Below are 25875 nucleotides of genomic sequence, written 5' to 3'. Positions count from 1 at the left end.
TCACGATCCACCGGACGGAACTGCTTCGCCATACCCAATGATCGATCGAGTACCGCGAAAGCGGAACTATCCACACATACCGAAAACGCAACAGGCTCCATGACAACAGCGATCCACCGGGTCGCCCTCCACGCCACGCGGAACAGCCCCACGCCGCGACCTCGTGAGCCCCCCAACAGCGGAACAACACCCCGGCGATCCAGGCAAACCGGCAACCCAACGACACGACAGCGCGGTGACCCAGCGGCGCGACGGCGCGACGGCACGGCAGCCCAGCAGCACGACGGCCCAGCAGCGACGGCCGAGCGGCGCGACGGCCCAGGGCGACGGCCCAGGGCGACGGCCCAGCGCAACGGCCAGGCGGCACGGCCTTTCGGCGCACCGCTGTGTGGCCGCCGAACTGCCGCTCGACGGACCAGCGGGCCGGCGACGCGCCGGACTGCTGGACCGGCGAATGCAGCGCAACGGAGCGACCACCCGACGAAGCGAGCCGCCGACGCGGCCACCGAAATCGCCCCCGCGGAACGACACGACGACGAAACGGCGAACTGGCCCGCCTGGCCAACCGAGGTCGCCGCCCACGAGATGCAGACCGGCGGACCGGAAGACCAGCGGACCAGCACCCGCCGACCAGCGTCCCTTGAGGCTCAACGGCTGCGTACCGGCGGCCCGTGAACCAGCGGAAACCAGGACCAGCGGACCAGCGCCCCCGTGACCCAGCGCCACGCCGACCAGCGGCCCCACGCGGACCAGCCAGTGACCCGGCGCCCTCGTGGACGAGCGACCCCGTGATTCGGCTGCCACCCGCAGATAGCGACCCCTGTGGATCAGCAGCCCGCGAACCAGCGACCCGTGAACCAGCGGCCGGCGAACCAGCGGAAACCACGGACGAGCGGACCAGCGCCCGCGCGCACCAGCGCCCCGGCCGACCAGCGGCCCACGTGGCCAGCGGAACCGCGAACCAGCGCTCCGTGAACCCGGCACCCATCGACCAGCGGCCCGTGAACCAGCAGCCCAGCGGACAGCAGCCCCCGTGGACCAGCAGCCCCGCGAACCGGCTGCCCCTGTGAACGAGCGGTCCCGCGAACCCAAGCAGCCCCGCGAACCGAACGGCCCTCCTCGACGGCCTCGGGCTCCTCGGTCGCCGCGGCTTCCTCAGCCTCGGCTTCGGCGGCGGGCTCGTCCTCTGCGACCTCCGCTGCGACCCCCTCGATGGCAGCGTCCTCGACGGGCGGCCTCCCCGGCGACCGTGTCCTTGACGACAGCCTCCTCGACGGCCTCGGACTCCTCGGTAGCCACGGCCTCCTCGACGGCCTCGGGCTCCTCGGTCGCCGCGGCTTCCTCAGCCTCGGCTTCGGCGGCGGGCTCGTCCTCTGCGACCTCCGCTGCGACCCCCTCGACGGCAGCGTCCTCGACGGGCGGCCTCCCCGGCGACCGGGTCCTTGACGGCGGCCTCCTCGACGGCCTCGGGCTCCTCGGTAGCCACGGCTTCCTCAGCCTCGGCTTCGGCGGCGGCCTTGTCCTCTGCGACCCCCTCGACGGCAGCGTCCTCGACGGGCGGCCTCCTCCACGGACGGCCTCCCCGGCGACCGTGTCCTCGGCGGCGCCGTGAAGGCAGTCGAGGCGTGTGGGGCATGAGGCGTGGGGCGTATGTGCGGTGACCGCGAAGGCGGTGACGCGCTACGGGATCGGGGTGGGGAGGGCGTCTGGAGGATAGGTGGTGGAGTCGGGGCGGGGCGAGTCGACCACGGCGAACTGTGTCCGGTACAGCTCCGCATACAACCCCGCCGCCGCGACCAGCTCGTCGTGGGTGCCGGACTCGACGACGCGGCCGTCGTCGACGACGAGGATCTGGTCGGCGTCGCGGATGGTGGACAGGCGGTGGGCGATGACGAGGGCGGTCCGCCCGGTCAGGGCCTCGGCGAGAGCGCGCTGGACGGCGGCCTCGGACTCGGAGTCGAGGTGGGCGGTGGCCTCGTCCAGGATGACGATGGAGGGCGCCTTGAGCAGGAGGCGGGCGATGGCGATGCGTTGCTTCTCGCCGCCGGAGAAGCGGTAGCCGCGCTCGCCGACGACGGTGTCGAGGCCGTCGGGGAGGGAGTCGACGAGGTCGCCGACCTGGGCGCGGCGCAGCGCGGTGCGGATCTCGTCGTCGGTGGCGTCGGGCTTGGCGTAGCGCAGGTTCTCGGCGATGGTCTCGTGGAAGAGGTGGGAGTCCTGAGTGACGACGCCGATGGTGTCGCGCAGGGACTGCAGGGTGGCCTCGCGGACGTCGACGTCGCCGACGAGGACGGCGCCGGCGGTGACGTCGTAGACGCGCGGGACGAGCATGGCGGTGGTGGACTTGCCGGCGCCCGAGGGGCCGACGAGGGCGACCATCTGCCCCGGCTCGACGGTGAAGGAGACGCCCTTGAGCACCTCGTCGGTGACGGTGCGGTCGAGCGAGGCGACGTCCTCCAGGGAGGCCAGGGAGACCTCGGCGGCGCTCGGGTAGCGGAAGTGCACGTCGCGGAACTCGACCTTGGCGGCACCGGCGGGCAGCGGGCGGGCGTCGGGGCGCTCGGCGATGCCGGGGGCCAGGTCGAGCACCTCGAAGACCCGCTCGAACGACACGAGCGCGCTCATCACGTCGACCCGCACGTTGGACAGCGCGGTCAGCGGGCCGTAGAGCCGGGTGAGCAGCAGCGCCAGGGTGACGACGGTGCCGGCGGTGATCTGGCCGTGCACCGCGAACCAGCCGCCGAGCCCGTAGGTGAGGGCCTGCGCGAGCGAGGCGACGAGCAGCATGCTGACGAAGAACACGCGGCTGTACATCGCGGTCTGGATGCCGATGTCGCGGACCCGGCCGGCCCGCTCGGCGAAGCGCGACGCCTCGGTCTCGGGGCGGCCGAACAGCTTCACCAGCAGGGCACCGGCGACGCCGAACCGCTCGGTCATCGTCGCGTTCATGGTGGCGTCGAGCTGATACGCCTCGCGGGTGATCGCGGCCAGGCGCTTGCCGACGCGCCGGGCCGGGAAGATGAAGACCGGCAGCATCACCAGCGACAGCAGGGTCACCTGCCAGGACAGGGTGACCATCACCGCGGCGGTCAGCACGAGCTGGATGACGTTGCTGACCACGCCGGACAGGGTCGAGGTGAACGCGCGCTGCGCGCCCTGCACGTCGTTGTTGAGCCGGCTGACGAGCGCGCCGGTCTGCGTGCGCGTGAAGAACTGCAGCGGCATGAGCTGCACGTGACCGTAGACCTGCGTGCGCAGCGACAGGATGATGCCCTCGCCGATGCGCGCGGAATACCACCGCTGGACCAGCGACAGCAGCGCGTCGAGCACGGCCAGGGCGCCGATGAGCAGCGCGACCCGCACCACGGCCGTGCCCGCGTCGGGGCCACCGGCATTGATCTTGTTGATGACGTCGCCGGCGAGATAGGGGGTGGCGACGCCGATGGCCGCGCCGAGCACGACGGTGACCAGGAAGACGGTGATGTCGCCGCGATAGGGCCGGGCGAAGGCGAGGATCCGCTTCGCCGTGCCGCGCGCCAGCCGCTTGCCGGCCAGCTCGTCGGCCTTACGCAGCGAGCGCAGCGTCTCCCAGCCCGCCATGCCGCTCGACGGAGTCATTGCCCACCCCCGGGTCGCCCAGAACGTTCACCCAAGCATGCCCGGGGGGTACGACAAAACCGCTACTCACCCAGACCCGACAGGTCCTGGATGCGCCGGATCTGCGCGGCCCGCTCGACCGCCTCCTGCTCGGCGAACGTGTGCCCGCCGGCCGCCGCGATGAGCGCCTTGATCTCCACGATCGCGTCGCGGTTGCCCGCGAGGACCGCGGCGGTGAGGTCGCTGACGGCGTCGGACAGTGAAGCGGCCGGGACCACGACGTTCGCCAGGCCGATCTGCGAGGCCTCGGCGGCCGGGACGCGCCGGCCGGTCACGCACAGCTCGAGCGCCCGCGCGTAACCGACCAGTTCGACGAGTCGTTTCGTGCCTCCGAGGTCCGGGACGAGCCCGAGCGTGACCTCGGCCATGCAGAACTTGACGTCCTCGGCCACGACCCGGAAGTCGCAGGCGAGGGCGAGCTGGAAACCTGCGCCGATGGCGTGGCCGTGCACCGCCGCGATCGAGATGAGCGACGGCTGCCGCAGCCAGGCGAACGCCTCCTGGTACTGCGCGATCTGCGCTTCGGAGACGCCGCCGAGCATCGTCGCGGCGACCGAGGTGTCGAGCCCGGCTGAGAAGGCCCGCCCGGATCCGCGCACGATCACCACCCGCACGTCGCCCGGCAGTGACCGGCCGAACGTCCGGAGGTCGGCCCACAACGCGGGGGTCTGCGCGTTGAGGACTTCGGGCCGGTCCAACGTCACCGTCGCGACCGGCCCGTCGACGTCGAAACGCGCCTCTCCCGACGTGGGAGTGGCGTTCACGCCTTCTTGCGGCGCCGGGCACCGCCACGCTGACGAAGCTGAACGCCAGATTCGGTCAGCACCCGGTGCACGAATCCGTAGGAACGACCGGTGGAAGCGGCGAGCGCGCGGATACTCTCACCGTTGGTGTACCGCTTCACGAGGTCCTTCGCCAGCGTCTGCCTTTCGGCGCCGACGATCCGGCGACCCTTCTCGGTGCTGGTGGTGGCGGTGGCTGCCATGCTGATCCCTCACGTCCCAGACAGAGCGGTTGGTGCGGTCCCACCTATTAGACCGCCTCGAACGATCATGCGCTAGATATCGACGGCACGCCAACCGACACGCACAGCATTGTCGCCTACCCGATACCGTGATGCGCCGTGATGAGCGAACCCTCCACCGACCAACCTCCGGCAGCGCACCGTGAGCGTCGCGATGCGCTGCGTTGGGGCGTCCTCGCCCTGCTCGGGCTGGCGCTCGCCGCGCTCGCGGTGCAGCTCGACGCCCGTCTGGGCACCGCCAGCGCCCCCTTCCTCGGCAGGTACAAGATCAGGGTCGGGCCGGGCAGCGTGCTGGCGCCGCTGGTGGCCGCGGCGGTACTGTGGTCTGCGTCACGTGGCGCCATCCAGCGGCGATCTTGGCGAAAAATTCAGCTTTTCGGGTACATCGCCGGCCTGACGTGGGCTATCGCTTTGGCGCTTGTCGATGGCTGGTCCGGTCTTACGAAAGCCCTCGGTTCACCGGAGGAATACCTGGGTGACGTAAGACGGGTCGGCGACGATCCGCTGGCATACCTCAGACATTTCACGGCCGACGCACCGGCGCACTCGGTCGCCTCCCGCGGCCATCCGCCGGGCCCTGTCGTGTTTTTGTGGCTGGCCGACCGAATCGGCGTGGACAACCACGTCGTCCTTGGATTCCTCATCACCGCGCTATCGGCGCTGACGATTCCGTTGGTGTTGTCGGCGGTACGGGACTCCGTCGGCGAAGCGGCCGCGCGGCGGTACCTGCCGGTGCTCGTGCTCGCCCCGTACGCGATCTGGGTGGCGGTCAGCCTGGACGGCCTGGTGGCCACGCTCGGCGCCGCGGCGATCGTCGCGGGCCTGCGGGCCAGCCGCACCAGGGTCCGGGGCTGGGCGGCGTCCGGCTGGGCCCTCACCGCCGGCCTGCTGACCGGGGTGGCGGCGTTGTTCTCGTACTCCGCGCCGTGGCTGGGCCTGTCGATCGTGTGCGTCTACTTCGCCCGCCGCCGGGCGTTCCTCAACGTGGTGACCGGCCTCGGCGCGCTGGTGCCGGTACTGGGGGCGCAGCTGCTCGGCTTCGGCTGGGCGGACGGCCTGGTCGCCGCGGAGACCGACTACGCGAGCCGGGTCGCCCCGTACCGGTCGGTGCTGTGGTGGAGCGCGATCAGCGTGGTGGTGCTGTTGCTGGCCACCGGACCGGCGATCGTGGCCAGCGCGCGGAAGCTGCGCAACACCGCCGCCTGGCCGTTCCTGGTCGGCGCGGGCGCGGCCGTGGTGTTCTCGATCGCGGCGGGCCTGGCCAGGGGCGGCGTGGAGCACGCCTGGCTGCCGTTCTTCCCCTGGCTGACCGTCGCCGCGGTCGCGCCGCAGATGCCGGCCGGCGAGCTGCCCCCGGCCCCGCTGCTGCTCACAGCGGTAGGGGCAGCGTCGGCCATCGTCATCGAAGCCCTGCTGATCACACCCTGGTAGGGGCGGCTCAGGCGAGCTCCACCAGCTCCAGCAGGTCGTCGCTCCACGCGTCCTCGACGCCGTCGGGCAGCAGGATCGCCCGGTCGGGCTTCAGCGCCGTCACCGCGCCGGGGTCGTGCGTGACCAGCACGATCGCCCCCGGGTAGCGGGCGATCGCGTCCAGGACCTGCTCCCGGCTGATCGGGTCGAGGTTGTTCGTCGGCTCGTCGAGCAGCAGCACGTTGGCACCGGAGCAGACCAGGGTGGCGAGGGCGAGCCGGGTCTTCTCACCGCCGGACAGGACCCCGGCGGGCTTGTCGACGTCGTCGCCGGTGAACAGGAACGCGCCGAGGATCTTGCGCAGCTCGGTGTCGTTCTGGTCGGGGGCGGCGGAGCGCATCAGCTCCAGGATGGTGCGGTCGACGTCGAGCTGCTCGTGCTCCTGGGCGTAGTACCCGCGCTGCAGGCCGTGCCCGGCGTGCACCTCGCCGGTGTCGGGCTCCAGCTCGCCGGCGAGCATCCGCAGCAGCGTGGTCTTGCCGGCGCCGTTGAGCCCGAGGATGGCCACCCGTGAGCCGCGGTCGACCGCCACGTCGACGTCCACGAAGATCTCGAGCGAGCCATACGTCTTCGACAGCCCCGACGCGGTCAGCGGGGTCTTGCCGCACGGCTTCGGGCTGGGGAAGCGGACCTTCGCGACCTTGTCGGAGACCCGGACCTCTTCCAGGTCGCCCAGCATGCGCTCGGCGCGGCGGGCCATGTTCTGCGCGGCGACGGTCTTGGTCGCCTTGGCCCGCATCTTGTCGGCCTGCGCCATGAGCGCGCCGGCCTTCTTCTCGGCGTTGGCCCGCTCCCGCTTGCGGCGCTTCTCGTCGGTCTCGCGCTGCTGCTGGTACAGCTTCCAGCTCAGGTTGTAGAAGTCGATCGTGGCGCGGTTCGCGTCGAGGTACCACACCTTGTTGACGATCGCGTCGAGCAGCTCGACGTCGTGGGAGATCACGACGAGGCCGCCCTTGTGGCTCGACAGGAAGTTGCGCAGCCAGGCGATGGAGTCGGAGTCCAGGTGGTTGGTCGGCTCGTCGAGCAGCAGGATGCCGCCGCCGGTCGCGGCCGCGTCGCGGAACAGGATGCGGGCCAGCTCGATGCGGCGCCGCTGGCCGCCGGACAGCGTGCCGATGGTCTGCGCGAGGACCCGGTCGGGCAGCCCCAGGTTGGCGCAGATCCTGGCCGCCTCGGCCTCGGCCGCGTAGCCGCCCAGGCCGGCGAACTGGTCCTCCAGCTGCCCGTAGCGCCGGATCAGCCGCTCGTCGTCGCCGAGCCGGTCCTCGAGGGCCTTCATCTCGGCGTAGATGGTGTCCAGGCCGCGGGCGGACAGCACCCGGTCGCGGGCGGTCACCTCGAGGTCGCCGGTGCGCGGGTCCTGCGGCAGGTAGCCGACGGGGCCGCGACGCTCGACGCTGCCGGCGTGCGGGGTGCCCTCACCCGCGAGGACCTTGAGGGTGGTGGTCTTGCCGGCGCCGTTGCGGCCCACGAGACCGATGCGGTCGCCGGGCTGGATGCGCAGGTTGATGTCGCTGAGCAGGATGCGCGCGCCCGCGCGCAGCTCAAGACCCGTGGTCGTGATCACAGGAAGGACTCGCTCTCGCAGTATTCAAAGGGAAGGGTGGACAGACTCCTGGTGCGGAACCGGGGTCACTCCCTCTGCGTGCGAGGCGTGCAAGTCACCCGCATATCCTACCGTGCGCACGGCCCGGCACCGCCACACGATTACGTCACAAGATCATCGGGTACCGGTCGGAGCAGACGCCGGTCGATTCCCCCTCAGCGAGGTGTGCCATGGAGTTCAACGACAACGCCGATCTCGACAGCAGCCAGGTCAACGACCTGCGCGGGTCGACCAGCGGCGGCGGCGGTGGCGGTGGCGGTATCGGCGGTATCCCGATCCCCATCGGCGGGGGCGGCAAGATGGGCCTGATCATCACCCTCGTGGTCCTGGCGCTGGTGATCTGCGGCGGCGGTGGCCTCTTCGGCAGCGGCATGCTCGGTGGCGGTGGCGGCGGCGACCAGAAGGCCGACAACGGCAACATCGAGCAGCAGTGCGACAAGTCGAACAAGGACCGCTTCCAGAACGCGGACTGCCGCAACCTGCTCTACGTCAACTCGGTGCAGACGTACTGGAAGAGCATGATGCCCCAGGCGTTCGGCAAGGAGTACCAGCTGGCGAAGACCAACTTCTTCAACGGCTCGGTGAACACCGGCTGCGGCCAGGCCGACTCCGGTGTCGGCCCGTTCTACTGCCCGGCCGACAGCCAGGTCTACATCGACCTGACCTTCTACAACGAGCTGTCCAGCCGCTTCGGGGCGAAGGGCGAGTTCGCCGCGCCGTACGTCATCGCCCACGAGTACGGCCACCACATCCAGAACCTGCTCGGCACCAACGCCAAGGTCCAGCAGGGCGACACCGGCCCGACGTCGGGCTCGGTGCGGCTGGAGCTGCAGGCCGACTGCTACGCCGGCACCTGGGCCAACCACGCCACCGAGACCAAGGACCGCGAGGGCGACGCGGTGCTGTTCACCTCGATCACCGACAAGGACATCGCCGAGGCGATCGAGGCGGCCGAGGCGATCGGCGACGACACGATCCAGAAGAAGTCCGGCAGCGGGGTCAACCCCGACTCCTACACGCACGGCACGTCGGCGCAGCGCGTGAAGTGGTTCAAGACCGGCTTCGACAGCGGCGACCCGAAGCAGTGCGACACGTTCTCGACCAGCAGCCTGTGACCCCTGGGTCACTGATCGACGACATCGCCGCGGTCTACCGGGAGCACGCCGATCCCGGTCAGGCCGCGGCGATGTCCGCGTACATGCGGGACCAGTTCGAGTTCCTCGGCCTGCCGAGCCCGCTGCGGCGGCGGCTGGCCCGGCCGTTCCTCACCGCGCCGGCCGACCCGCTACGCGTGGCGCTGGAGTGCTGGGCGCGGCCGGAGCGCGAGTTCCAGTACTTCGCCTGCGACCTGCTGGCCCGCCACGCGAAGACGCTGACCCCCGACGCCCTGCCCACGCTGCGCACGCTGATCACCACCAGGCCGTGGTGGGACACCGTGGACGCGCTCGCCGCGAACGTCGTCGGTCCGGTCGTGCGCGCCGACCGCACCCCGATGGACGCCTGGGTCGCCGACGAGGACCTGTGGGTGGTGCGGACCGCGATCCTGCACCAGCTGCGGTACCGCGCCGCCACGGACCCCCAGCGGCTGTTCGCGTACTGCACCAGGTGGCGGCACGAACAGGACTTCTTCATCCGCAAGGCGATCGGCTGGGCCCTGCGCGAGTACGCCAAGACCGACCCGGCCGCGGTCCGCCGGTACGTCGCGGACCACCCCGACCTGTCCGGCCTGTCCCGGCGCGAGGCGCTGAAGAATATCGGTGGCGACCCCGCACCCGCCCCGGCATGATGCACGCCATGATTCGCTTCCGACGCCGCCCCGCAGTCCCCGCCGCTGCCGGCGAGGCGACGAAGCGACAGGCCGGCGCCCTGACGGAGGCGAGCCGCAAGCAGCAGTCGTGAGCGCCGGCCTCGGCGAGGTCATCCTCTCCGGGATGCTCGCCGGCTACGGCGTGGCGGTGCCGGTCGGTGCCATCGGCGCCCTGATCGCGGGCCTCGCCGCACGCAGCGGCTGGAAGGCCGGCGCCGGCGCCGCGCTCGGGGTCGCCACCGCCGACGGGATCTACGCGGTCGTCGCCGTCCTCGGCGGCGCCGCACTCGCGGGCCTGATCGCACCCATCTCGACCCCGTTGCGGTGGGTCGCCGCGGTGGTACTGCTGGCGCTCGCCGCCAAGACCGCCGCCGACGCGCTGCGGCACCGGCATGACGCGGCCCGGGCCAGGGACGCCGACGGCAGGATGAGCCGCCCCGCCGGCGCGTACTTCGCGCTGCTCGGCCTCACCCTGCTCAACCCGGCGACCATCGTCTACTTCGGCGCGCTCGTCCTGGGCCGCCGGGCCGACGACGGGCTCTCCGCGACCCACGAGACCGTGTGGGTCCTCGCCGCGTTCGTGGCGTCGGCGAGCTGGCAGCTGGTCATCGCCGGCGGCGGCACGCTGCTGGGCAGGGTGCTCACCAGCGCCCGCGGCCGGCTGTGGACCGCACTGACCTCCAGCGCCGTGATCGCCGTCCTCGCCGTCGTCCTGCTGGTCTGACAGCGACCCCGACGGCCACCCGGACAGCGGCCCGGACAGCGGCCCGGACAGCGGCCCGGACACGGCGACCTGAGCGGTCTGACGATGCGCTGTGACCTTCGACCCGCCCCGGGCGTGATGTCGGTATGAGGGATGCCGAAGGGTTCGCCGGGTGCTACACGTCGCAGTTCCGGCAGATCGCCGCACAGCTCAGCGTGTACCTCGGCGACCTCGACGAGGCGCGGGACCTGACCCAGGAGGCGTTCGTGCGCGCCTGGCAGCGCTGGGACCGGATCAGCCGCTACGAGGAGCCCGCCACCTGGGTCCGCCGGGTGGCGTGGAACCTCGCCACGTCCCGCCTGCGCCGCCTGCGCACCGCGCTGCGGCACCAGCGCGCGGCGCGGGCCGAGCCGGTGCCGGCACCGGGCGAGCACGGCGTGGCGATCCGCGCCGCGCTCGCCGCACTGCCGGACGGGCAGCGGCGCGCCGTGGTCCTGCACTACCTGGTGGGGCTGCCGGTGGCGGAGGTCGCCGAGCACTGCCGGGTGCGGGAAGGCACGGTGCGCACCTGGCTGTACCGGGCCCGGCACACCCTCGCCATCAGTCTCGACGACTTCCGGGAGGCACGCCGATGACCGAGCAGCTGCGCGAGGCGCTGCACAGCGAGTACGAACTGGCCCACGACGCCCTGCGTCCCGAGGGGGTCGCGGCGGTCCACGCCACCGCCACCCGCAGGCGGCGCCGCCGGCTGGCCGCCGGGGCGGCCGCGCTGGCCGTCGCGCTCTGCGGTGGGGTGCTCGCCTGGCGGATGGCGCCCGGTGGCGAGCCCTCGCAGGTGGGTGCGCTGCCGGGCTGCGACCGGCCCGGCGTCGACGTGCGCGTCATGCTCGTGCACGCCAACACCGACGCCCAGGCGGAGGGGATCGACCAGGTCCTGCGCGACTCGCCCGAGGTGTACTGCCTGACCTACGTGCCGCAGGACAAGGCCTGGGCGGAGTTCCGGCACCGGTTCAGCGACGCCCCGGAGCTGGTGGCCGCGACCAGGACGGACTCGATCACGGCCCGCTTCCAATTCAGGATCGCCGAGGCCGGGGAGTCCGACGCGGTGGAGCAGCGGGTCCGCGGCCTCGACGGCGTCTCGGACTACATCTGCTCCTGCCGCAGCGTCACGCCGACTAGACGTTGAAGCCGAGCGCCCGCAGCTGGTCGCGGCCCTCGTCACTGATCTTGTCCGGACCCCACGGCGGCAGCCACACCCAGTTGATCCGGATGTCGCTGACCAGGCCGCCGCCGGGGCCGGTGCACAGGGCCTGGCGGGTCTGGTCCTCGATGACGTCGGTCAGCGGGCACGCCGCGGACGTCAGCGTCATGTCGAGGGTGGCGACGTTCTCCTCGTCGACGTGGATGCCGTACACGAGACCCAGGTCGACGACGTTGATCCCCAGCTCGGGGTCGACGACGTCCTTCATCGCCTCTTCGATGTCGGCGAGCGCCGCGGTCATGCCTTCTCCTCGTCTGGACCTTCATCAACGACGACGGCCCTGCTGAGCGCGTCCTTGTACGCCATCCACGGCAGCAGCGCGCACTTGACGCGCGCGGGGTACTTCGCGACGCCGGCGAACGCGATCGCGTCCTCCAGCAGCTCCTCGTCCGGCTCGACCTGGCCGCGGCCGCCCATGAGCTCGGCGAAGGCCTCGTGCCGGCGCAGCGACTCGGTGACCGTGCCGCCCTTGAGCAGCTCGTGCAGGATGCTCGCGGAGGCCTGGCTGATCGAGCAGCCCATGCCCTCGTACGAGACGTCCGCGACGGTGTCGCCCTTGACCGACACCCGCAGGGTCACCTCGTCGCCGCAGGTCGGGTTGACGTGGTGGGCCTCGGCGTCGAACGGCTCGCGCAGGCCGCGGCCGTGCGGCCGCTTGTAGTGATCCAGGATGATCTCCTGGTAGAGCTGGTCGAGCTTCATGCGAAGACCTTCCGCACCCGCTCCAGCCCCCGCACCAACGCGTCGATCTCGGCCGTCGTCGTGTACAGGTAGAACGACGCCCGCGTGGTGGCCGGCACGCCGAAGCGCACACAGGTCGGCCGGGCGCAGTGATGCCCGACGCGGACCTGCACGCCCTCGTCGTCCAGGATCTGCCCGACGTCGTGCGGGTGGATCCCCTCGACGGTGAAGGAGATCGTCGCGCCACGGTCCGCGGTGTCGGTGGGGCCGATGACCCGCACGTCCGGCGTCGCGGCCAGGGCGTCGAGGGCGTAGGCGGTGAGCTGCTTCTCGTACGCCTGGATCGCGTCCATGCCGACCGCGGTGAGGTAGTCGACGGCGGCGCCGAGACCGACGGCCTGGGCGATCGGCGGGGTGCCGGCCTCGAAGCGGGCCGGCGGGGGCATGAAGGTCGAGCCGGCCATCGCGACCGTCTCGATCATCGAGCCGCCACCGAGGAACGGGGGCATCGCGTCGAGCAGCTCGAAGCGGCCCCACAGCGCGCCGATGCCGGTCGGGCCGAGCATCTTGTGGCCGGTGAACGCGACGAAGTCCGCGCCGAGGGCGGTCACGTCGACGGGAATGTGCGGCACCGACTGCGAGCCGTCCAGCAGCACCAGCGCGCCGACCTGCCGGGCCCGGGCGACGAGGACGTCGACCGGGTTGATGGTGCCCAGCAGGTTGGAGTAGTGCACCACCGACACGAGCTTGGTGCGCTCGTTGATGAGCTCGTCGAGCTGCGACAGGTCGAGCCGGCCCTCGTCGGTGAGGCCGAACCAGCGCAGCGTCGCGCCGGTGCGCTGGGCGAGCAGCTGCCACGGCACGATGTTGGAGTGGTGCTCCATCTCGGTGATGACGATCTCGTCACCGGGGCCGAGGCGCAGGCGCGGGTCCTGCGCCACGGCGGTGAACGCGTGGGCGACGAGGTTGATCGCCTCGGTCGAGTTCTTGGTGAACACGATCTCGGCGGCGGTGCCCGCCCCGACGAACGCCGCGACCTTCTCGCGGGCGCCCTCGAACGCCTCGGTCGCCTCGGTGCCGAGCGTGTGCACGGACCGGGCGACGTTGGCGTTGTGCAGCTCGTAGTGCTCCCGGACCGCGTCGATCACCTGGCGAGGCTTCTGCGACGTGTTCCCGGAGTCGAGGTAGACGAGCGGGTTGCCGTTGACCTCCCGGTCCAGGATCGGGAAGTCCTTGCGTACCGCGTCAACATCCAGCGCGTTCATCATTCCCCTAAGCGTGGTGCTTCGCCGGTCCCGCACCGGCCAGGTAGCGCTCGTAGCCCTCGGCCTCGAGCTGCTCGGCGAGCTCCGGGCCGCCCTCCTCGACGATGCGCCCGCCGACGAAGACGTGCACGTAGTCGGGCTTGATGTACCGCAGGATCCGGGTGTAGTGCGTGATGAGCAGCAGACCGGTGTCGCCGGACTCACGGACCCGGTTGACGCCCTCGCTGACGATGCGCAGCGCGTCGATGTCGAGGCCGGAGTCGGTCTCGTCGAGCACCGCCACCTTCGGCTTCAGCAGCTCCAGCTGCATGATCTCGTGGCGCTTCTTCTCACCGCCGGAGAAGCCCTCGTTGACGTTGCGCTGCGCGAACGCCGGGTCCATCTGCAGCTTCTCCATCGCCCCGCGCAATTCGGCCGACCAGGTGCGCAGCTTCGGCGCCTCGCCGTCGATCGCGGTCTTCGCGGTGCGCAGGAAGTTGGCGACGGAGACGCCGGGGACCTCGACCGGGTACTGCATGGCGAGGAACAGCCCGGCGCGGGCCCGCTCGTCGACGGTCATCGCGAGGACGTCCTGCCCGTCGAGGGTGACGCTGCCGCCGGTGACCTCGTAGCGCGGGTGGCCGGCGATCGAGTACGCCAGCGTCGACTTGCCCGAGCCGTTGGGCCCCATGATGGCGTGGGTCTCCCCCGCACCGACGGTCAGATCGACCCCGGCGAGGATCGGCTTCAGCTCGCCGTCGGGCAGCTTCACCGACACCTGCAGGTTGCTGATCTCCAGCGTGCTCACTTCGTCACTCCGTTACTGGGGTTCAAGTCGATGTAGACGTCGCCGTCGCGGATCTCGACGGGGTAGACCGGCACCGGTTCGGTCGCCGGCAGGCCGGTCGGCGCGCCGGTGCGCAGGTCGAAGCGCGAGCCGTGCAGCCAGCACTCCAGGGTGCAGCCCTCGACCTCACCCTCCGACAGCGCGACCGCGGCGTGCGAGCACTCGTCGTAGGCGGCGTAGAAGTGGTCGTCGTCGGCGTGCACCAGCGCGATCTCGGTGCCCTCGACGTCGAACTGCCGCACGGTGCCCTTGGCGACGTCGGCCGCCGCGCACACGCGAATCATTCCGCCGCTCCGCTGCGCTCCGGGCTGAAACACAAGGACAAGAGACCACGAGCAGCCGCTCCGCTGCGCTCCGGGCTGAAACACAAGGACAAGAGACCACGAGCAGCCGCTCCGCTGCGCTCCGGGCTGAAGCACAAGGACAAGAGACCACGAGCAGCCGCTCCGCTGCGCTCCGGGCTGCTCATCATGCCCCAGCCGCCTCGAGCCGCGTGTCGATGGCCTCGCCGAGGCGCTCGCGCAGCGACTCGACCGGGATCTTGTGCAGCAGCTCGGCGAAGAAGCCGCGGACCACGAGCTTGCGGGCCTGCTCGTCCGGGATGCCCCGGGACATCAGGTAGAACAGCTGCTCGTCGTCGAAGCGGCCGGTGGCGCTGGCGTGACCGGCGCCGGCGACCTCGCCGGTCTCGATCTCCAGGTTGGGCACCGAGTCGGCGCGCGCCCCGTCGGTCAGCACCAGGTTGCGGTTGATCTCGTACGTGTCGGTGCCCGTCGCCTCCGCGCGGATGAGCACGTCGCCGACCCACACCGTGTGCGAGTCCTGACCCTGCAGCGCGCCACGGTACGACACGTAGCTGCGGCAGTCCGGCACCGAGTGGTCGACCAGCAGCCGGTGCTCCAGGTGCTGGCCGGCATCGGCGAAGTAGAGGCCGAACGCGTCGATCTCGCCGCCGCGACCGGTGTAGTCCACGCTGGTGTACTGCCGCACGACGTCGCCGCCGAGGGTCACCTGCACGTGCGTGACCTTGGCGTCGCGGCCGAGCCGGAAGCGGACGTGCTGCGCCTGCACGGCGTCGGCGTCCCAGTCGGTGACGGTGACCAGGGTGAGCCTGGCCGCGTCGCCGACGAGCACCTCGACGTTGTCGGCGAGGGTGACCGTGCCGACCTGCTCCAGCACGACGGTCGCCTCGGCCAGCCGGCCGACCTCGACCACGGTGTGGCCGAACGCGACCTCGCTGCTCGACCCGACCAGCCGCACCACGGCGGCCGTCTCCGGCACGGCGTTCGCCGCGACGGACACGACCAGCGCGTCGGCGGCGGCACCGGCGGCGAGCGCGCTGACACGGTCGAACGGGGTCAGCGCCGAGCCGACCCGCGCGTCGCTGCGGTCGACGGTCGCGACGGTCACGCCCGCGGGCAGCTCACCGGCCTCGACCTTCGGGGCCGTGGCGCCCGTGACGGCCCCGGCGCCCTCGATGGTCGCGAGACCACGCAGGCGCTTGAGCGGGGTGAACCGCCACTCCTCCTCCCGGCCGGTGAGGGCCGGGAAGTCGGCGACGTCGAACGAGCGGACCTGCTGCGCGCGGGTCTTCGGTGGGACCAACGTAAGGGCACGGGCGGGGGCGCTCATCCGACAGCGCCCTCCATCTGCAGCTCGATGAGCCGGTTGAGCTCCAACGCATACTCCATGGGCAGTTCCTTGGCGATCGGCTCGATGAAGCCGCGCACGATCATCGCCATCGCCTCGTCCTCGGTGAGGCCGCGGGACATCAGGTAGAACAGCTGGTCGTCACTGATCTTCGAGACCGTCGCCTCGTGCCCCATCGACACGTCGTCCTCGCGGATGTCGACGTAGGGGTACGTGTCGGAGCGGGAGATCGTGTCGACGAGCAGCGCGTCGCACTTCACCGTCGAGCGCGAGTGGTGCGAGCCCTCCAGGACCTGGACCAGGCCGCGGTAGGAGGTGCGGCCGCCGGCGCGGGCGATCGACTTCGACACGATGGTCGAGGACGTGTGCGGCGCGGCGTGCACCATCTTGGCGCCCGCGTCCTGGTGCTGGCCCTCGCCGGCCATCGCGACCGACATGACCTCGCCCTTGGCGTGCTCGCCGGTCATGAAGACCGCCGGGTACTTCATGGTGACCTTGGAGCCGAGGTTGCCGTCGATCCACTCCATCGTCGCGCCCTCGTGGCACACGGCGCGCTTGGTGACCAGGTTGTACACGTTGGTCGACCAGTTCTGGATCGTGGTGTAGCGGCAGCGGGCGCCCTTCTTCACGACGATCTCCACCACCGCGGAGTGCAGCGAGTCGGAGGAGTAGATCGGCGCGGTGCAGCCCTCGACGTAGTGGACGTAGGCGTCCTCGTCGACGATGATCAGCGTCCGCTCGAACTGGCCCATGTTCTCGGTGTTGATCCGGAAGTAGGCCTGCAGCGGGATCTCCACCTTCACGCCCTTGGGCACGTAGATGAAGCTGCCGCCGGACCACACCGCGGTGTTCAGCGCGGCGAACTTGTTGTCGCCGACCGGGATCACGGTGCCGAAGTACTCCTTGAACACGTCCTCGTGCTCACGCAGCGCGGTGTCGGTGTCGAGGAAGATGACGCCCTGCTCCTCGAGATCCTCGCGGATCTTGTGGTAGACGACCTCCGACTCGTACTGCGCGGCGACGCCGGCGACGAGGCGCTGCTTCTCCGCCTCGGGGATGCCGAGCTTGTCGTAGGTCGCCTTGATGTCCTCGGGCAGCTCTTCCCAGCTCGCCGCCTGCTTCTCGGTCGAGCGGACGAAGTACTTGATGTTGTCGAAGTCGATGTGCGACAGGTCCGCGCCCCAGGCCGGCATGGGCTTGCGGTCGAACAGGCGCAGGCCCTTCAGGCGCAGGTCGAGCATCCACTGCGGCTCGCTCTTCTTCGCCGAGATGTCGCGCACGACGTCCTCGTTGAGGCCGCGGCGCGCCGCGGCGCCCGCGCTGTCCGAGTCGGCCCAGCCGTACTCGTACCGACCGAGGCCGGCAAGCTGATCGGCAGTGGTCATCTCACGTTCCTTTGCCTATTTTGACGGGCACTATCGAGTCGGTCACCAGCGATCGGCGCCGGGATGTGGGTGGTGCAGACGCCGTCGCCGTTGGCGATGGTCGCCAGGCGCTGCACGTGCGTGCCGACCAGGCGGGAGATCACCTGGGTCTCGGCCTCGCACAGCTGCGAGAACTCGGCGGCGACGTGCGCCACCGGGCAGTGGTGCTGGCACAGCTGCCCGCCGGTCGCGATGGTCGTCGCGCCGGCAGCGTAGCCCTCGGCGGTCAACGCCTTCGCCAGGGCCTCCGCCCGGGCGAGAGGGTCGTCACCGGCCTCGGCCATGGCGGCCTTGCAGCGCTCCTCGAGGCCGGCGACCTGGGCCATGGCGAACGCGGCGACCGCCGACTCGCCGTGGTGCTCGGCGATCCACCGCAGCGCCGACGTGGCAAGATCGTCATAGGTGTGCGGCAGCGTCTCGCGGGCCGCGGCGGTCAGCGTGAACACCCGCGCGGGCCGCCCCCGGCCGCGGCGCCCCCGGTCGGGGCGCTCCCGGCTCTCGACGAGCCCCTCGGCGAGCATCGCGTCGAGGTGCCGGCGGATCCCGGCGGCGCTCAGCCCGAGGGCGAGCCCCAGCTCGGTCGCGGTGGCCGACCCCTGCTGCAGCAGCAGCTCCGTGACCCGGTCACGGGTGCGCACGTCGAGCGGGGGGCATGCGTCAGCGGCAGCAGTCCCCTGCGCCACCTCCGCGTTTTTCACAACACCAACGTTACGTAATTCGCCGGACACTGGCAAACCGCCTCCCGGGTGATCCAACGCACGGAAGGTAAGGCTCACCTCAGTAAACCCGCCGACGGGCGATATGTAGCCGCGCGTAGTATCGGGCGGGTGTTGGGGAAGCTGGCGTCGCTGCTCGACCGGCCCGTGGTGCTGCGCCGGGCGGCGCTCGCGTCACTGGTCGCGAACATCGGGATCGTGTGCACCGGAGGGCTCGTCCGGCTGACCGGGTCGGGGCTGGGCTGCCCGACCTGGCCGCGGTGCACCGAGGAGTCCTACGTGACGACCCAGGAGATGGGGCATCACGGGATCATCGAGTTCGGCAACCGGACCCTGACCTTCGTCCTGGGGCTCATCGCCGTCATCGCGCTGGCCGCGGCGTGGCGGCAGCGCCGCCGGGTGCCGGGGCTGCTCGCCGCGGGCGTGTGGATGATGGCCGGGATCGTGTTCCAGGGGGTCCTCGGCGGGATCACGGTGCGCATGGCGCTCAACCCGTGGACCGTGATGGCGCACTTCCTGGCCTCGATGCTGCTGATCGCCCTGGCGTACGTGTTCTGGCACCGCACCCGTGACGTCCCGCCGCGCTGGACCGCGCCGGCCGCGATCCGCACCGCCGGGATCGTCGTCACCGCCGTGTCGGCCGTGGTGCTCGTGCTCGGCACCGTGGTGACCGGCAGCGGCCCGCACTCCGGCGACACGAAGGCCGCCCGCACCGGCTTCGACCCCGAGACGGTCTCGCAGCTGCACGGCGACGCCGTGTTCGTGCTGGTCGGGCTGACCCTGGCGATGTGGCTCGGGCTGCGCGCGCTCGGCGCGCCGCTGCGGGTCACCCGGGCCGCGGCGCTGCTGCTGGCGGTCGAGCTCGCCCAGGGCGTGGTCGGGTTCGTGCAGTACTTCACCGGGCTGCCCTGGCCGGTCGTGCTGCTGCACATGCTCGGCGCCTGCCTGGTGTGGACCGCGACGCTCGGGCTGCTGCTGGCGGTGTCCCCGCGCGCCGAACGCCCGGCCGGCGCACGGCCGGAGGGCGAGCTGGTCTACGAGGGCCACTCCGACGCGAGCACCGCGTAGAGCAGGTCGTCGGTCCACTCGCCCTTCCAGTAGCTGGCCCGCACCAGCAGGCCCTCACGGCGGAAGCCGAGCCGCTCCAGCAGCCGCGCGGAGCGCTCGTTGCGCGCGTCGAGCGACGCGTGCACCCGGTGCAGCCCCTCCTCGACCAGCAGGTGCCGCACGACCCGGCCCACGGCCTCGGTCGCGTAGCCCTGGCCCTGGAACGCGGGCGCGAACGTGAAACCGATCTCCGCCTGCCGGCCGCCGTCGCCGCGGTTGACGCCGACGTCGCCGATCAGCAGCCCGTTGTCGCGGCCCTGGACGGCGTACTGGAACCAGCCCTCGCGCTCCGGGTCGAGGTGCGCGTTCTCGGTGACGAACGCGAGCGCGTCGCCGACCGGGAACGGGGCGTCCCACGACTGGTACCGGGCGACGTCCGGGTCCGAACGATAGGCGGCGAGGGCGGCGGCGTCACCCGCGTGGAACCGCCGCAACAGCAGCCGGTCTGTCTCCAGGAGCACCCACGAAGTGTAGTGCCACGGACGCCACCAGCAGAGCGATCATGGCCGATACGATCAGCCGCACGATGAAGACGTGCGGGCCGAAGTACTCCAGCCGGCCCGTGACGAACGCGCCCGCCGCGAACGTTTCGACCGCGACCGACCAGAACAGCAGCGGCCGCCGGGGCACCGCCGGGGCCGGCCCGTGCCACCGCCGGATCAGGTGGCGGCGCCCCACGTACCAGAGGAACAGCGGCAACAGCAGCAGCGCGGCGTAGTCGCTCACGTCGCGCACCAGCCGCCACTGCGCGACCACGCCCGGTCCGGGGTGGGTGACCAGGTCCCACAGCAGGTGGCTGGCGTCGCCGAGCAGCGCCGACACCACGGTGACCCACCACGGGTGGCGCACCCGGCGCAGCACCCCGTACTCCCGCAGCGCCCCCGGCAGGTGCGCCGCCACGGACGGCGCGCCGAGGCGGACCAGCCACGCGGTGAGCATCGTGACCGGCAGCCCCCACCAGAACATCGCCGCGACCGTGTGGCTGCGCACGACGAGGGCGCCGCCCAGCGCGTACGCGATGTCGGGCGCGGTCGCGCCGACGGCGAGGGCGACGCCGTCGAACCAGCGCGGGCGCCACAGCTTCAGCGGCAGGACGGCCAGGGGATGCGTCGGCAGAGTCGCGGGCACGCCGCCGACACTGCCGCACCGGCCGCCGGATCCGGCCCGCGTGCACCGGACCCGCACAGGATCTTCACGGGTGCCGTTCGTCCTCCGCGCGGGTCACGCAGAACTCGTTGCCGGCCGGGTCGAGCAGCACCGCCCAGCCGCCCCCGCCGGCGTCGCGGTGGTCGGCGGCCAGGACCGCGCCCAGCGCCAGCAGCCGCTCGATCTCGGCGTCGCGGGGGCGGTCGCCGGGCTGCAGGCACACGTGCACCCGGTTCTTGACCGTCTTGGGCTCCGGCACGGTCTGGAAGAACAGCCGCGGCGCGCCGGGCGGCTCGATGACGACCTCCTCGTCGCCGGGGGCGCAGTCGGGGTGGACCGGGTGACCGACCACCCCCGCCCAGAACGAGGCGAGGGCGTACGCGTCGGCGCTGTCGAAGGAAACGTTGCGGATGAACGACACCATGCCCGTACCTTAGGCGGCGAAAGAAACACGGCGGAGCGCGCATTGCCGTGATGTAAATTCATCTGCACGTTCTTTGGCCATAGATCTTTCATGTGTAACCCTCGTGCAATGGGGCACACGGAACCGCTCATCATGCAGATCTACTGCCGCCTGGAAGTCGCGGTGAACGACCCGTCGACCATCGCCAAGCTGGCCGGACAGCAGCTTCGCGAGGCCGATATCAACTGGTCACGCAAGGAGGAGGACCTCGAGGAGGCGGTCCACCAGCTGGAATCGGACCTGCAAGAGGCATTGGCATGCGTCGTTGAACAGCATCGTATGACCGAGCACCTTCCCGGGGTCGAGCCGCGCGGCGGCCTGGTCTTCACCACGTTCGGCAAGCCGGACGACCGGTTCCGCCCGGGATTCACCGATTTCCTGTAGCCGCCGCGGCACGGCCACCGGACCGTGGCCCGGGCACCGGCGCCCGGGCCGCCGTCTCGCCGCACTCCGGTGACGGCGGCTGCCGGCGACCCCGCCGGGCCGGGCCGCCGTGATCCGGCATTGTCGGACATCGCCGCACGGCGGCTCGATAGAGTCGTGATCGCGATCTTCCGGCACCGCGGTCCGCGGGACGCCCGTCACGGCGAGCGGCGGCGACCGGCCCGACACCATCCGCACGAGCCTCCACCTCCGGCGGCGCGACACCTCCAGGGCGGGCACGACACCTCCGGGGCGACCATGAAACCGAACTCTTCGAGCCTGTTCGACGGCGTGCTGGCCCGCGGCGAGGTCGCCGCGGCCGTCGGTGACGAGGCCTGGCTGACCGCGATGCTGCAGGTCGAGTCGGCCCTGGCACAGGTGCAGGCGTTCAGCGGCCTGATCCCCCAGGCCGACGCCGACGCGATCGCCGCCTGCGCCCGGCCCGAGCACTTCGACGCGGCCGACCTCGGCGCCCGCGCCGAGGCCAGCGGCAATCCCGTCGTGCCGCTGGTGGAGACGCTGCGGACCCTCGCCGGCCCGGCCGGGCCGTCCGTGCACCTCGGCGCCACCAGCCAGGACGTCCTGGACACCGCCGGCATGCTCGTCGCGGCGCAGGCACTGCGGCCGCTGCTCGCCGATCTCGCCGCGTGCGCCGACCAGGCCGCCCGGCTCGCCCGCGAGCACCGCGACACCCGCATGATCGGCCGGACCCTGCTGCGGCAGGCGGTGCCCACGACGTTCGGGCTGAAGGCGGCGGGCTGGCTCGGCGGGCTCGACGCCGCCCGCCGGCGGCTGGACCAGGTGCGGCGGGAGCGGCTCGCGGTGCAGCTCGGCGGCGCCGCGGGGACCCTCGCCCCGTTCGGCGACGACGGGCCGGACCTCGTCGAGGGCCTCGCCACGATCCTCGGCCTCGGTGAGCCGGTGCTGCCCTGGCACACCGAGCGCACCCGGATCGCGGACCTCGCCGGGGCGCTCGGCGCGGCCGCCGGGATCGTGGCGAAGGTCGCCCGGGACCTGACCCTCATGGCGCAGGACGAGGTCGACGAGGCCGCCGGCGGCTCGGCGGCGGCCGACCGGCGCGACCCGGTCGCGGCCGTCTGCGCCCTCGGCAGCGCGGGCTCCGCGCCGGGCCTCGTCGCCAGCCTTCTCGCCGCGATGGCCCACGAGCACGAACGCGCCGCCGGTGCCTGGCACGCGGAGTGGCGGCCCCTGCGGGAGCTGTTCGTGTGCACCGGCTCCGCGGCGTCGTGGCTGCGGACCGCGCTGGAGCGGCTGCTCGTGCACCCGGACGTCATGCGCGGCAACCTCGCCCGCCGCGGCCGGCCGGCCGAATCGCCGGATGCCGCCGGTGTACTGGTGGACCGCGCCCTCCAGGCGCACGCGAAAGGGCTCTGACCGCGCGTACCGGCGGCGCGGCGCCCATAACCCCGGCACCGCGCGTCGCCGAGGGGCTACGCGCCGCCGAAGATCCGGGTGGCGCCTTCCGCGGCGGCGATCTCGTCCAGCCGGGCCGGGTCGCCGCACAGGATGATCGAGGCCCCCACGGACAGCGGCGCGAGCAGCCACTTCACCGGGTGCTCATGCTCGGTGGCGTCGATCAGGACCCGGTCCCCGGCGCGCAGGTCCTGCCGCTCGGCGATCTCCCGGGCGATGCTGCCCCACTGCCCGTACGTGGTGCCGTCGCCGCTGGCCGCCGAGCCGGTCCGGACCAGGGCGGGCGCCGGCACGTCCGCCGGGTAGGCCGCGACCGCCGCCTCGAAGTCGCGGTAGCCGATGACGTCGCGCGGGTCGCGGTGGGTCGCGCCGCCGTCGCCGAACACGAACCGGTGCGGCGCGTCGGGGACGTCCTCCAGCCACGAGCCGAGCCGCTCCCTGGCGGCGAACACCACGTCGAACGGCACACCCGCGTCCGGGCCGACGGCCGGCAGCCCCGCGGTCGCGGCCAGCTGGAACGACACGGTCACACCCAGCGACCAGGCGCCGAGCAGCGCGGCCGCGGTGCGCCAGTGCGGCGGCAGCAGGACCGCGGCGCGGCTGCCGGCGCCGAGGCCGCAGTCGTGCAGCAGCCCGGCGGTGCGGGCAGCCCAGCCGCCGAGCTGCGCCGCGGTCAGTGCGGTGCGCCGGCCGTCCGGCTCGTGTTGGGTGAGCACCGGCGCGTCCGCCCCGGCGGGGCGCGCGCCGGCCGGCCGGGCCAGCTGCGAGGCGTCAGTCACCCGACCACCGTAGCGAAGCCGGCGTCAGAGCATCATGACCGCCTCGGAGCGGGCCACCTCGGGCGCCGTCGGCGGCAGCGACTCGTACTTCTTCAGCACCGCGTGCACGACGAACACGTACGGGGTCTGCGAGATCAGGCCGGTGACCGTCGTGGTGACCCGGGTGCAGCCCTTCCCGGGCGGCACCGACTGCCAGGTCCAGCCCGGCTGGGGTCCGATGAGCAGCTCCTGCGACATCCAGGTCAGCTGGTACTCCACGAGGCTGGGATCGCCGACGTTCCACCAGCTGACGGTCGCCGACGTGGTGCCCGGGACCACCTCGGCGCCGTTGACGACGCCGGGGCGCACGACGCCGGTGCACTCGGTCGGGCTGAGGCTCGGGGTGGGGTAGGCGCGGCTGACCTTCGGCAGCGGCGAGATCGACGCGAGGGGGCCGCGGACCGGGGCGCCGGTGGTCAGGCCCGCGGACGGGTCGACGGCGTCGCCCTTGGAGTACACGGTGCGCTCCGGCAGGTCGAGCACCTTGCCGTCCTTCTTGGCGCCCGAGCCGTCCGGGCCGCCGCCGAGGCCGGGCAGCGCGCCGCACCCGGCCACGCCGCTGAGCAGAGCCGAGGCCAGGACGAGGGCCGCGCCGAGCCGCCGCTTCACATGGGGTTCATCGGCGGCCCGGGCCGGGATCTTAGGTCGCCTCGATCGTGCCGGTGCCGACGAGGACCAGCACGAGCGTGCCGAGCGCCACCCGGTACACGATGAAGACGGTGTACGTGTGCCGCGCGACGAACTTCAGCAGCCAGGCGACGGCGGTGTAGCCGACGACGCCGCTGACCAGGGTCGCGACGATCGTGGCGGGCCAGCCGACGCCGGTGGCGATGTTCTCGTGCTCGTCGGCGATCTGCAGGACGCCGGCGGCGAACAGCGCCGGGATCGACAGGAAGAACGACAGCCTGGTGACCGTGACCCGGTCGAAGTCGCGCAGCAGGCCCGCCGACATGGTGGCGCCCGAGCGGGAGATGCCGGGGATCAGGGCGAGGGCCTGCGCGGTGCCGATGACGAGCGTGTCCTTCCACGTCACGTCGGCCTCGTGGCGCTGCTGGGTGGCGGCCCGGTCGGCGAACCACATGACCCCGGAGAAGGCGATGAGCGCCCCGCCGACGAACCACAGGCTGCGCAGCGTGGTCTCGATCTGGTCCTTGAACAGCAGGCCGATGATCGCGACCGGGATCGAGCCGAGGATCACCGACCAGGCGAACCGGTAGTCGGCGTTGTCGCGGCGGCCCTTGTCGAACAGCCCGCGGAAGAACGCCGGGACGATTCTGGCGATGTCGTGGCGCAGGTAGAACGCGGTGGCGAGGACCGCGCCGGTCTGGATGATCGCGGTGAAGGCGGTGATGTCGGGGTCGTCGATCGAGTATCCGAGCAGCTTCTCGAGGATCGTGAGGTGGCCGGTGCTGGAGATCGGCAGGAACTCGGTCAGCCCCTCGACCGCACCGAGCAGGACCGCCTCGAAGATGTTCACGGGCGGGCCGCGTGGTCGACGGCCGCGACGACCGCCGCGGCGAGGCGCTGGGGGGCGCCGTCGGCGGTGGTCAGGAACAGCGACGGCTCGGTCAGCTCGACCTCGATGACGACCGGGTCGCCGGAGGGCGTCGGCAGCAGGTCGACGCGCGCGTAGAGCAGCGACGCCGGGTCGAAGGGCAGCGCGGCGAGGACCCGGGCGGCCAGGTCGTGCTCGGCCGGCGACGGCGTCCTGGGCGTGATGGACTCCTCCTGGTACAGCGTCTCGACGCCGACGTCGGGCCCGGTGAGGATCGGTCCCTTGCGGATCGCGTGGCTGTACCCGCCGCCGATGAACAGCAGGGCGGTCTCGCCGTCGGTGTCGACGTCGGCGAGGTACGGCTGGACCATGACGGTCCGCCCGCCCTCCTGCAGCCGCGCGACGTGCGCGGCGGCGAGGCCGGCCTGCTCCGGCAGCCGGTAACGGCCGGTGTCGACGCTGCCGACGCTGACCGCCGGCTTCACCACGATCTCCGCGGCGTCGAGGGTGTCCAGCACGTCCGTCGGGTCGCCGGGGTCCAGCCAGGTGGTGGGGACGATCGGGATCCCGGCCCGCTCGAGCTCGCGCAGGTAGCGCTTGTCGGTGTTCCAGGCGATCACGTCGGCGGCGTTGGCCAGGTGTGGCACCGACGCCGCCCAGGCGGTGAACTCGGCGCGGCGCCTCGGGTAGTCCCAGGTGTTGCGCACGACGGCGAGGTCGAACGCGGGCCAGTCCACGGTCGGGTCGTCCCAGACGGCGGGGACGGCGGTGACCCCGGCGGCGGCCAGTGCCGGGATCAGGCTCTGGTCGTCGGCGTCGAGGTCCGGCAGCTCGGCGCAGGTAACGAGAGCGACCCGGGCACCGGCCCGGGTCGCGGAATATGACTGTTCATTGATCAC

Annotated in this window: 29 protein-coding genes; 10 read left to right on the top strand and 19 right to left on the bottom strand. The window is 72.0% G+C overall.

Annotated elements, in window-relative coordinates:
• Positions 1-1212: 1212 nt before the first annotated feature.
• Positions 1213-1446, top strand: a complete 234-nt coding sequence (locus OP18_RS16505) for a hypothetical protein (RefSeq protein ID WP_033359769.1) — start codon at positions 1213-1215, stop codon at positions 1444-1446.
• Positions 1447-1680: 234 nt separating this feature from the next.
• Here OP18_RS16505 and OP18_RS16500 read toward each other — a convergent pair whose 3' ends face one another.
• The 3 genes from OP18_RS16500 to OP18_RS16490 form a co-directional block, all read right to left on the bottom strand.
• Positions 1681-3618 carry an ABC transporter ATP-binding protein gene (locus OP18_RS16500; RefSeq protein ID WP_052386821.1) on the bottom strand — a complete coding sequence of 646 codons (1938 nt, stop codon included), beginning with the start codon at positions 3616-3618 and terminating at the stop codon, positions 1681-1683.
• A gap of 62 nt (positions 3619-3680) precedes the next feature.
• Positions 3681-4421 carry an enoyl-CoA hydratase/isomerase family protein gene (locus OP18_RS16495; protein ID WP_033359768.1) on the bottom strand — a complete coding sequence of 247 codons (741 nt, stop codon included), beginning with the start codon at positions 4419-4421 and terminating at the stop codon, positions 3681-3683.
• Positions 4418-4642, bottom strand: a complete 225-nt coding sequence (locus tag OP18_RS16490; protein ID WP_033359767.1) for a helix-turn-helix domain-containing protein — start codon at positions 4640-4642, stop codon at positions 4418-4420. Before OP18_RS16490 ends, OP18_RS16495 begins: the two co-directional genes overlap by 4 nt.
• Positions 4643-4783: 141 nt before the next feature.
• Here OP18_RS16490 and OP18_RS16485 point away from each other — a divergent pair, with 141 nt between their 5' ends.
• Positions 4784-6112: a hypothetical protein gene (locus OP18_RS16485; RefSeq protein WP_081970812.1), complete on the top strand. Its 1329-nt coding sequence runs from the start codon at positions 4784-4786 to the stop codon at positions 6110-6112.
• Between the two features lie 7 nt (positions 6113-6119).
• Here the strand turns inward: OP18_RS16485 and OP18_RS16480 are convergent, their stop codons facing one another.
• A complete protein-coding gene (locus OP18_RS16480) occupies positions 6120-7718 on the bottom strand; it encodes an ABC-F family ATP-binding cassette domain-containing protein (protein WP_033359766.1) in 1599 nt (532 codons plus the stop codon).
• Positions 7719-7927: 209 nt separating this feature from the next.
• Between OP18_RS16480 and ypfJ the strand changes: the two genes are divergently transcribed.
• The 5 genes from ypfJ to OP18_RS16455 all read left to right on the top strand — a co-directional run bounded on the left by ypfJ (position 7928) and on the right by OP18_RS16455 (position 11453).
• Entirely contained in the window at positions 7928-8872 is a 945-nt protein-coding gene (ypfJ, locus tag OP18_RS16475; protein ID WP_033359765.1) for a KPN_02809 family neutral zinc metallopeptidase, read from the top strand.
• Positions 8869-9543 carry a DNA alkylation repair protein gene (locus OP18_RS16470; protein ID WP_245635397.1) on the top strand — a complete coding sequence of 225 codons (675 nt, stop codon included), beginning with the start codon at positions 8869-8871 and terminating at the stop codon, positions 9541-9543. The genes ypfJ and OP18_RS16470 overlap by 4 nt, the downstream gene beginning before the upstream one ends.
• A 109-nt stretch (positions 9544-9652) precedes the next feature.
• Positions 9653-10288, top strand: coding sequence for a LysE family transporter (locus tag OP18_RS16465; protein WP_033359763.1), 636 nt, complete (start codon positions 9653-9655; stop codon positions 10286-10288).
• Between the two features lie 125 nt (positions 10289-10413).
• Positions 10414-10902: an RNA polymerase sigma factor gene (locus tag OP18_RS16460; protein ID WP_033359762.1), complete on the top strand. Its 489-nt coding sequence runs from the start codon at positions 10414-10416 to the stop codon at positions 10900-10902.
• On the top strand, positions 10899-11453 hold the full coding sequence (locus OP18_RS16455; protein ID WP_033359761.1) for a permease-like cell division protein FtsX: 555 nt from the start codon (positions 10899-10901) through the stop codon (positions 11451-11453). The genes OP18_RS16460 and OP18_RS16455 overlap by 4 nt, the downstream gene beginning before the upstream one ends.
• On the opposite strand, the gene OP18_RS16450 is transcribed toward OP18_RS16455, so the two are convergent.
• The 8 genes from OP18_RS16450 to OP18_RS16415 form a co-directional block, all read right to left on the bottom strand.
• Positions 11443-11769 (bottom strand): metal-sulfur cluster assembly factor, encoded by a 327-nt coding sequence (locus OP18_RS16450; protein WP_052386820.1) that lies wholly within the window; start codon positions 11767-11769, stop codon positions 11443-11445. The genes OP18_RS16455 and OP18_RS16450 overlap by 11 nt on opposite strands.
• Positions 11766-12230 (bottom strand): Fe-S cluster assembly sulfur transfer protein SufU, encoded by a 465-nt coding sequence (gene sufU / locus OP18_RS16445; protein ID WP_033359760.1) that lies wholly within the window; start codon positions 12228-12230, stop codon positions 11766-11768. Before sufU ends, OP18_RS16450 begins: the two co-directional genes overlap by 4 nt.
• A complete protein-coding gene (locus tag OP18_RS16440) occupies positions 12227-13477 on the bottom strand; it encodes a cysteine desulfurase (RefSeq protein WP_052386819.1) in 1251 nt (416 codons plus the stop codon). Before OP18_RS16440 ends, sufU begins: the two co-directional genes overlap by 4 nt.
• Before the next feature lie 4 nt (positions 13478-13481).
• On the bottom strand, positions 13482-14261 hold the full coding sequence (gene sufC / locus OP18_RS16435; RefSeq protein ID WP_033359758.1) for a Fe-S cluster assembly ATPase SufC: 780 nt from the start codon (positions 14259-14261) through the stop codon (positions 13482-13484).
• Complete coding sequence (locus OP18_RS16430) at positions 14258-14584, bottom strand: non-heme iron oxygenase ferredoxin subunit (protein WP_033359757.1); 327 nt, start codon at positions 14582-14584, stop codon at positions 14258-14260. Before OP18_RS16430 ends, sufC begins: the two co-directional genes overlap by 4 nt.
• Before the next feature lie 184 nt (positions 14585-14768).
• On the bottom strand, positions 14769-15932 hold the full coding sequence (gene sufD / locus OP18_RS16425) for a Fe-S cluster assembly protein SufD (RefSeq protein ID WP_033359756.1): 1164 nt from the start codon (positions 15930-15932) through the stop codon (positions 14769-14771).
• Entirely contained in the window at positions 15929-17335 is a 1407-nt protein-coding gene (gene sufB / locus OP18_RS16420) for a Fe-S cluster assembly protein SufB (protein ID WP_033359755.1), read from the bottom strand. The genes sufD and sufB overlap by 4 nt, the downstream gene beginning before the upstream one ends.
• On the bottom strand, positions 17332-18012 hold the full coding sequence (locus tag OP18_RS16415) for a helix-turn-helix transcriptional regulator (protein ID WP_389253348.1): 681 nt from the start codon (positions 18010-18012) through the stop codon (positions 17332-17334). Before OP18_RS16415 ends, sufB begins: the two co-directional genes overlap by 4 nt.
• Before the next feature lie 192 nt (positions 18013-18204).
• Between OP18_RS16415 and OP18_RS16410 the strand changes: the two genes are divergently transcribed.
• Complete coding sequence (locus OP18_RS16410) at positions 18205-19158, top strand: COX15/CtaA family protein (protein WP_389253366.1); 954 nt, start codon at positions 18205-18207, stop codon at positions 19156-19158.
• Here OP18_RS16410 and OP18_RS16405 read toward each other — a convergent pair.
• The 3 genes from OP18_RS16405 to OP18_RS16395 all read right to left on the bottom strand — a co-directional run bounded on the left by OP18_RS16405 (position 19125) and on the right by OP18_RS16395 (position 20767).
• Positions 19125-19658: a GNAT family N-acetyltransferase gene (locus OP18_RS16405; RefSeq protein WP_033359754.1), complete on the bottom strand. Its 534-nt coding sequence runs from the start codon at positions 19656-19658 to the stop codon at positions 19125-19127. The genes OP18_RS16410 and OP18_RS16405 overlap by 34 nt on opposite strands.
• Positions 19609-20325 (bottom strand): DUF4184 family protein, encoded by a 717-nt coding sequence (locus tag OP18_RS52580; RefSeq protein WP_162189800.1) that lies wholly within the window; start codon positions 20323-20325, stop codon positions 19609-19611. Before OP18_RS52580 ends, OP18_RS16405 begins: the two co-directional genes overlap by 50 nt.
• 64 nt (positions 20326-20389) lie before the next feature.
• Positions 20390-20767 carry a VOC family protein gene (locus OP18_RS16395; protein ID WP_033359753.1) on the bottom strand — a complete coding sequence of 126 codons (378 nt, stop codon included), beginning with the start codon at positions 20765-20767 and terminating at the stop codon, positions 20390-20392.
• 132 nt (positions 20768-20899) lie between these two features.
• Here OP18_RS16395 and OP18_RS16390 point away from each other — a divergent pair, with 132 nt between their 5' ends.
• Complete coding sequence (locus tag OP18_RS16390; RefSeq protein WP_156089559.1) at positions 20900-21190, top strand: hypothetical protein; 291 nt, start codon at positions 20900-20902, stop codon at positions 21188-21190.
• Between the two features lie 297 nt (positions 21191-21487).
• Positions 21488-22624: a lyase family protein gene (locus tag OP18_RS16385; RefSeq protein ID WP_052386817.1), complete on the top strand. Its 1137-nt coding sequence runs from the start codon at positions 21488-21490 to the stop codon at positions 22622-22624.
• Positions 22625-22680: 56 nt separating this feature from the next.
• On the opposite strand, the gene OP18_RS16380 is transcribed toward OP18_RS16385, so the two are convergent.
• Genes OP18_RS16380 through OP18_RS16365 form a run of 4 tightly spaced genes read right to left on the bottom strand, consistent with a single transcriptional unit; the run spans position 22681 to position 25875 of the window.
• Complete coding sequence (locus OP18_RS16380) at positions 22681-23442, bottom strand: TIGR03089 family protein (RefSeq protein ID WP_245635396.1); 762 nt, start codon at positions 23440-23442, stop codon at positions 22681-22683.
• Positions 23443-23466: 24 nt separating this feature from the next.
• The gene (locus tag OP18_RS16375) at positions 23467-24090 is read right to left on the bottom strand and encodes a fibronectin type III domain-containing protein (RefSeq protein ID WP_033359751.1); all 624 of its coding nucleotides are present in this window, start codon (positions 24088-24090) and stop codon (positions 23467-23469) included.
• Between the two features lie 31 nt (positions 24091-24121).
• Positions 24122-24958, bottom strand: coding sequence for an undecaprenyl-diphosphate phosphatase (locus OP18_RS16370; protein ID WP_033359750.1), 837 nt, complete (start codon positions 24956-24958; stop codon positions 24122-24124).
• Positions 24955-25875 (bottom strand): ATP-grasp domain-containing protein, encoded by a 921-nt coding sequence (locus tag OP18_RS16365; protein ID WP_389253341.1) that lies wholly within the window; start codon positions 25873-25875, stop codon positions 24955-24957. Before OP18_RS16365 ends, OP18_RS16370 begins: the two co-directional genes overlap by 4 nt.

The organism is Dactylosporangium aurantiacum (genome assembly GCF_000716715.1).
In the GTDB taxonomy this organism is placed as follows: Bacteria; Actinomycetota; Actinomycetes; order Mycobacteriales; family Micromonosporaceae; genus Dactylosporangium; species Dactylosporangium aurantiacum.
This window is presented reverse-complemented; position numbering and strand designations above follow the sequence as displayed.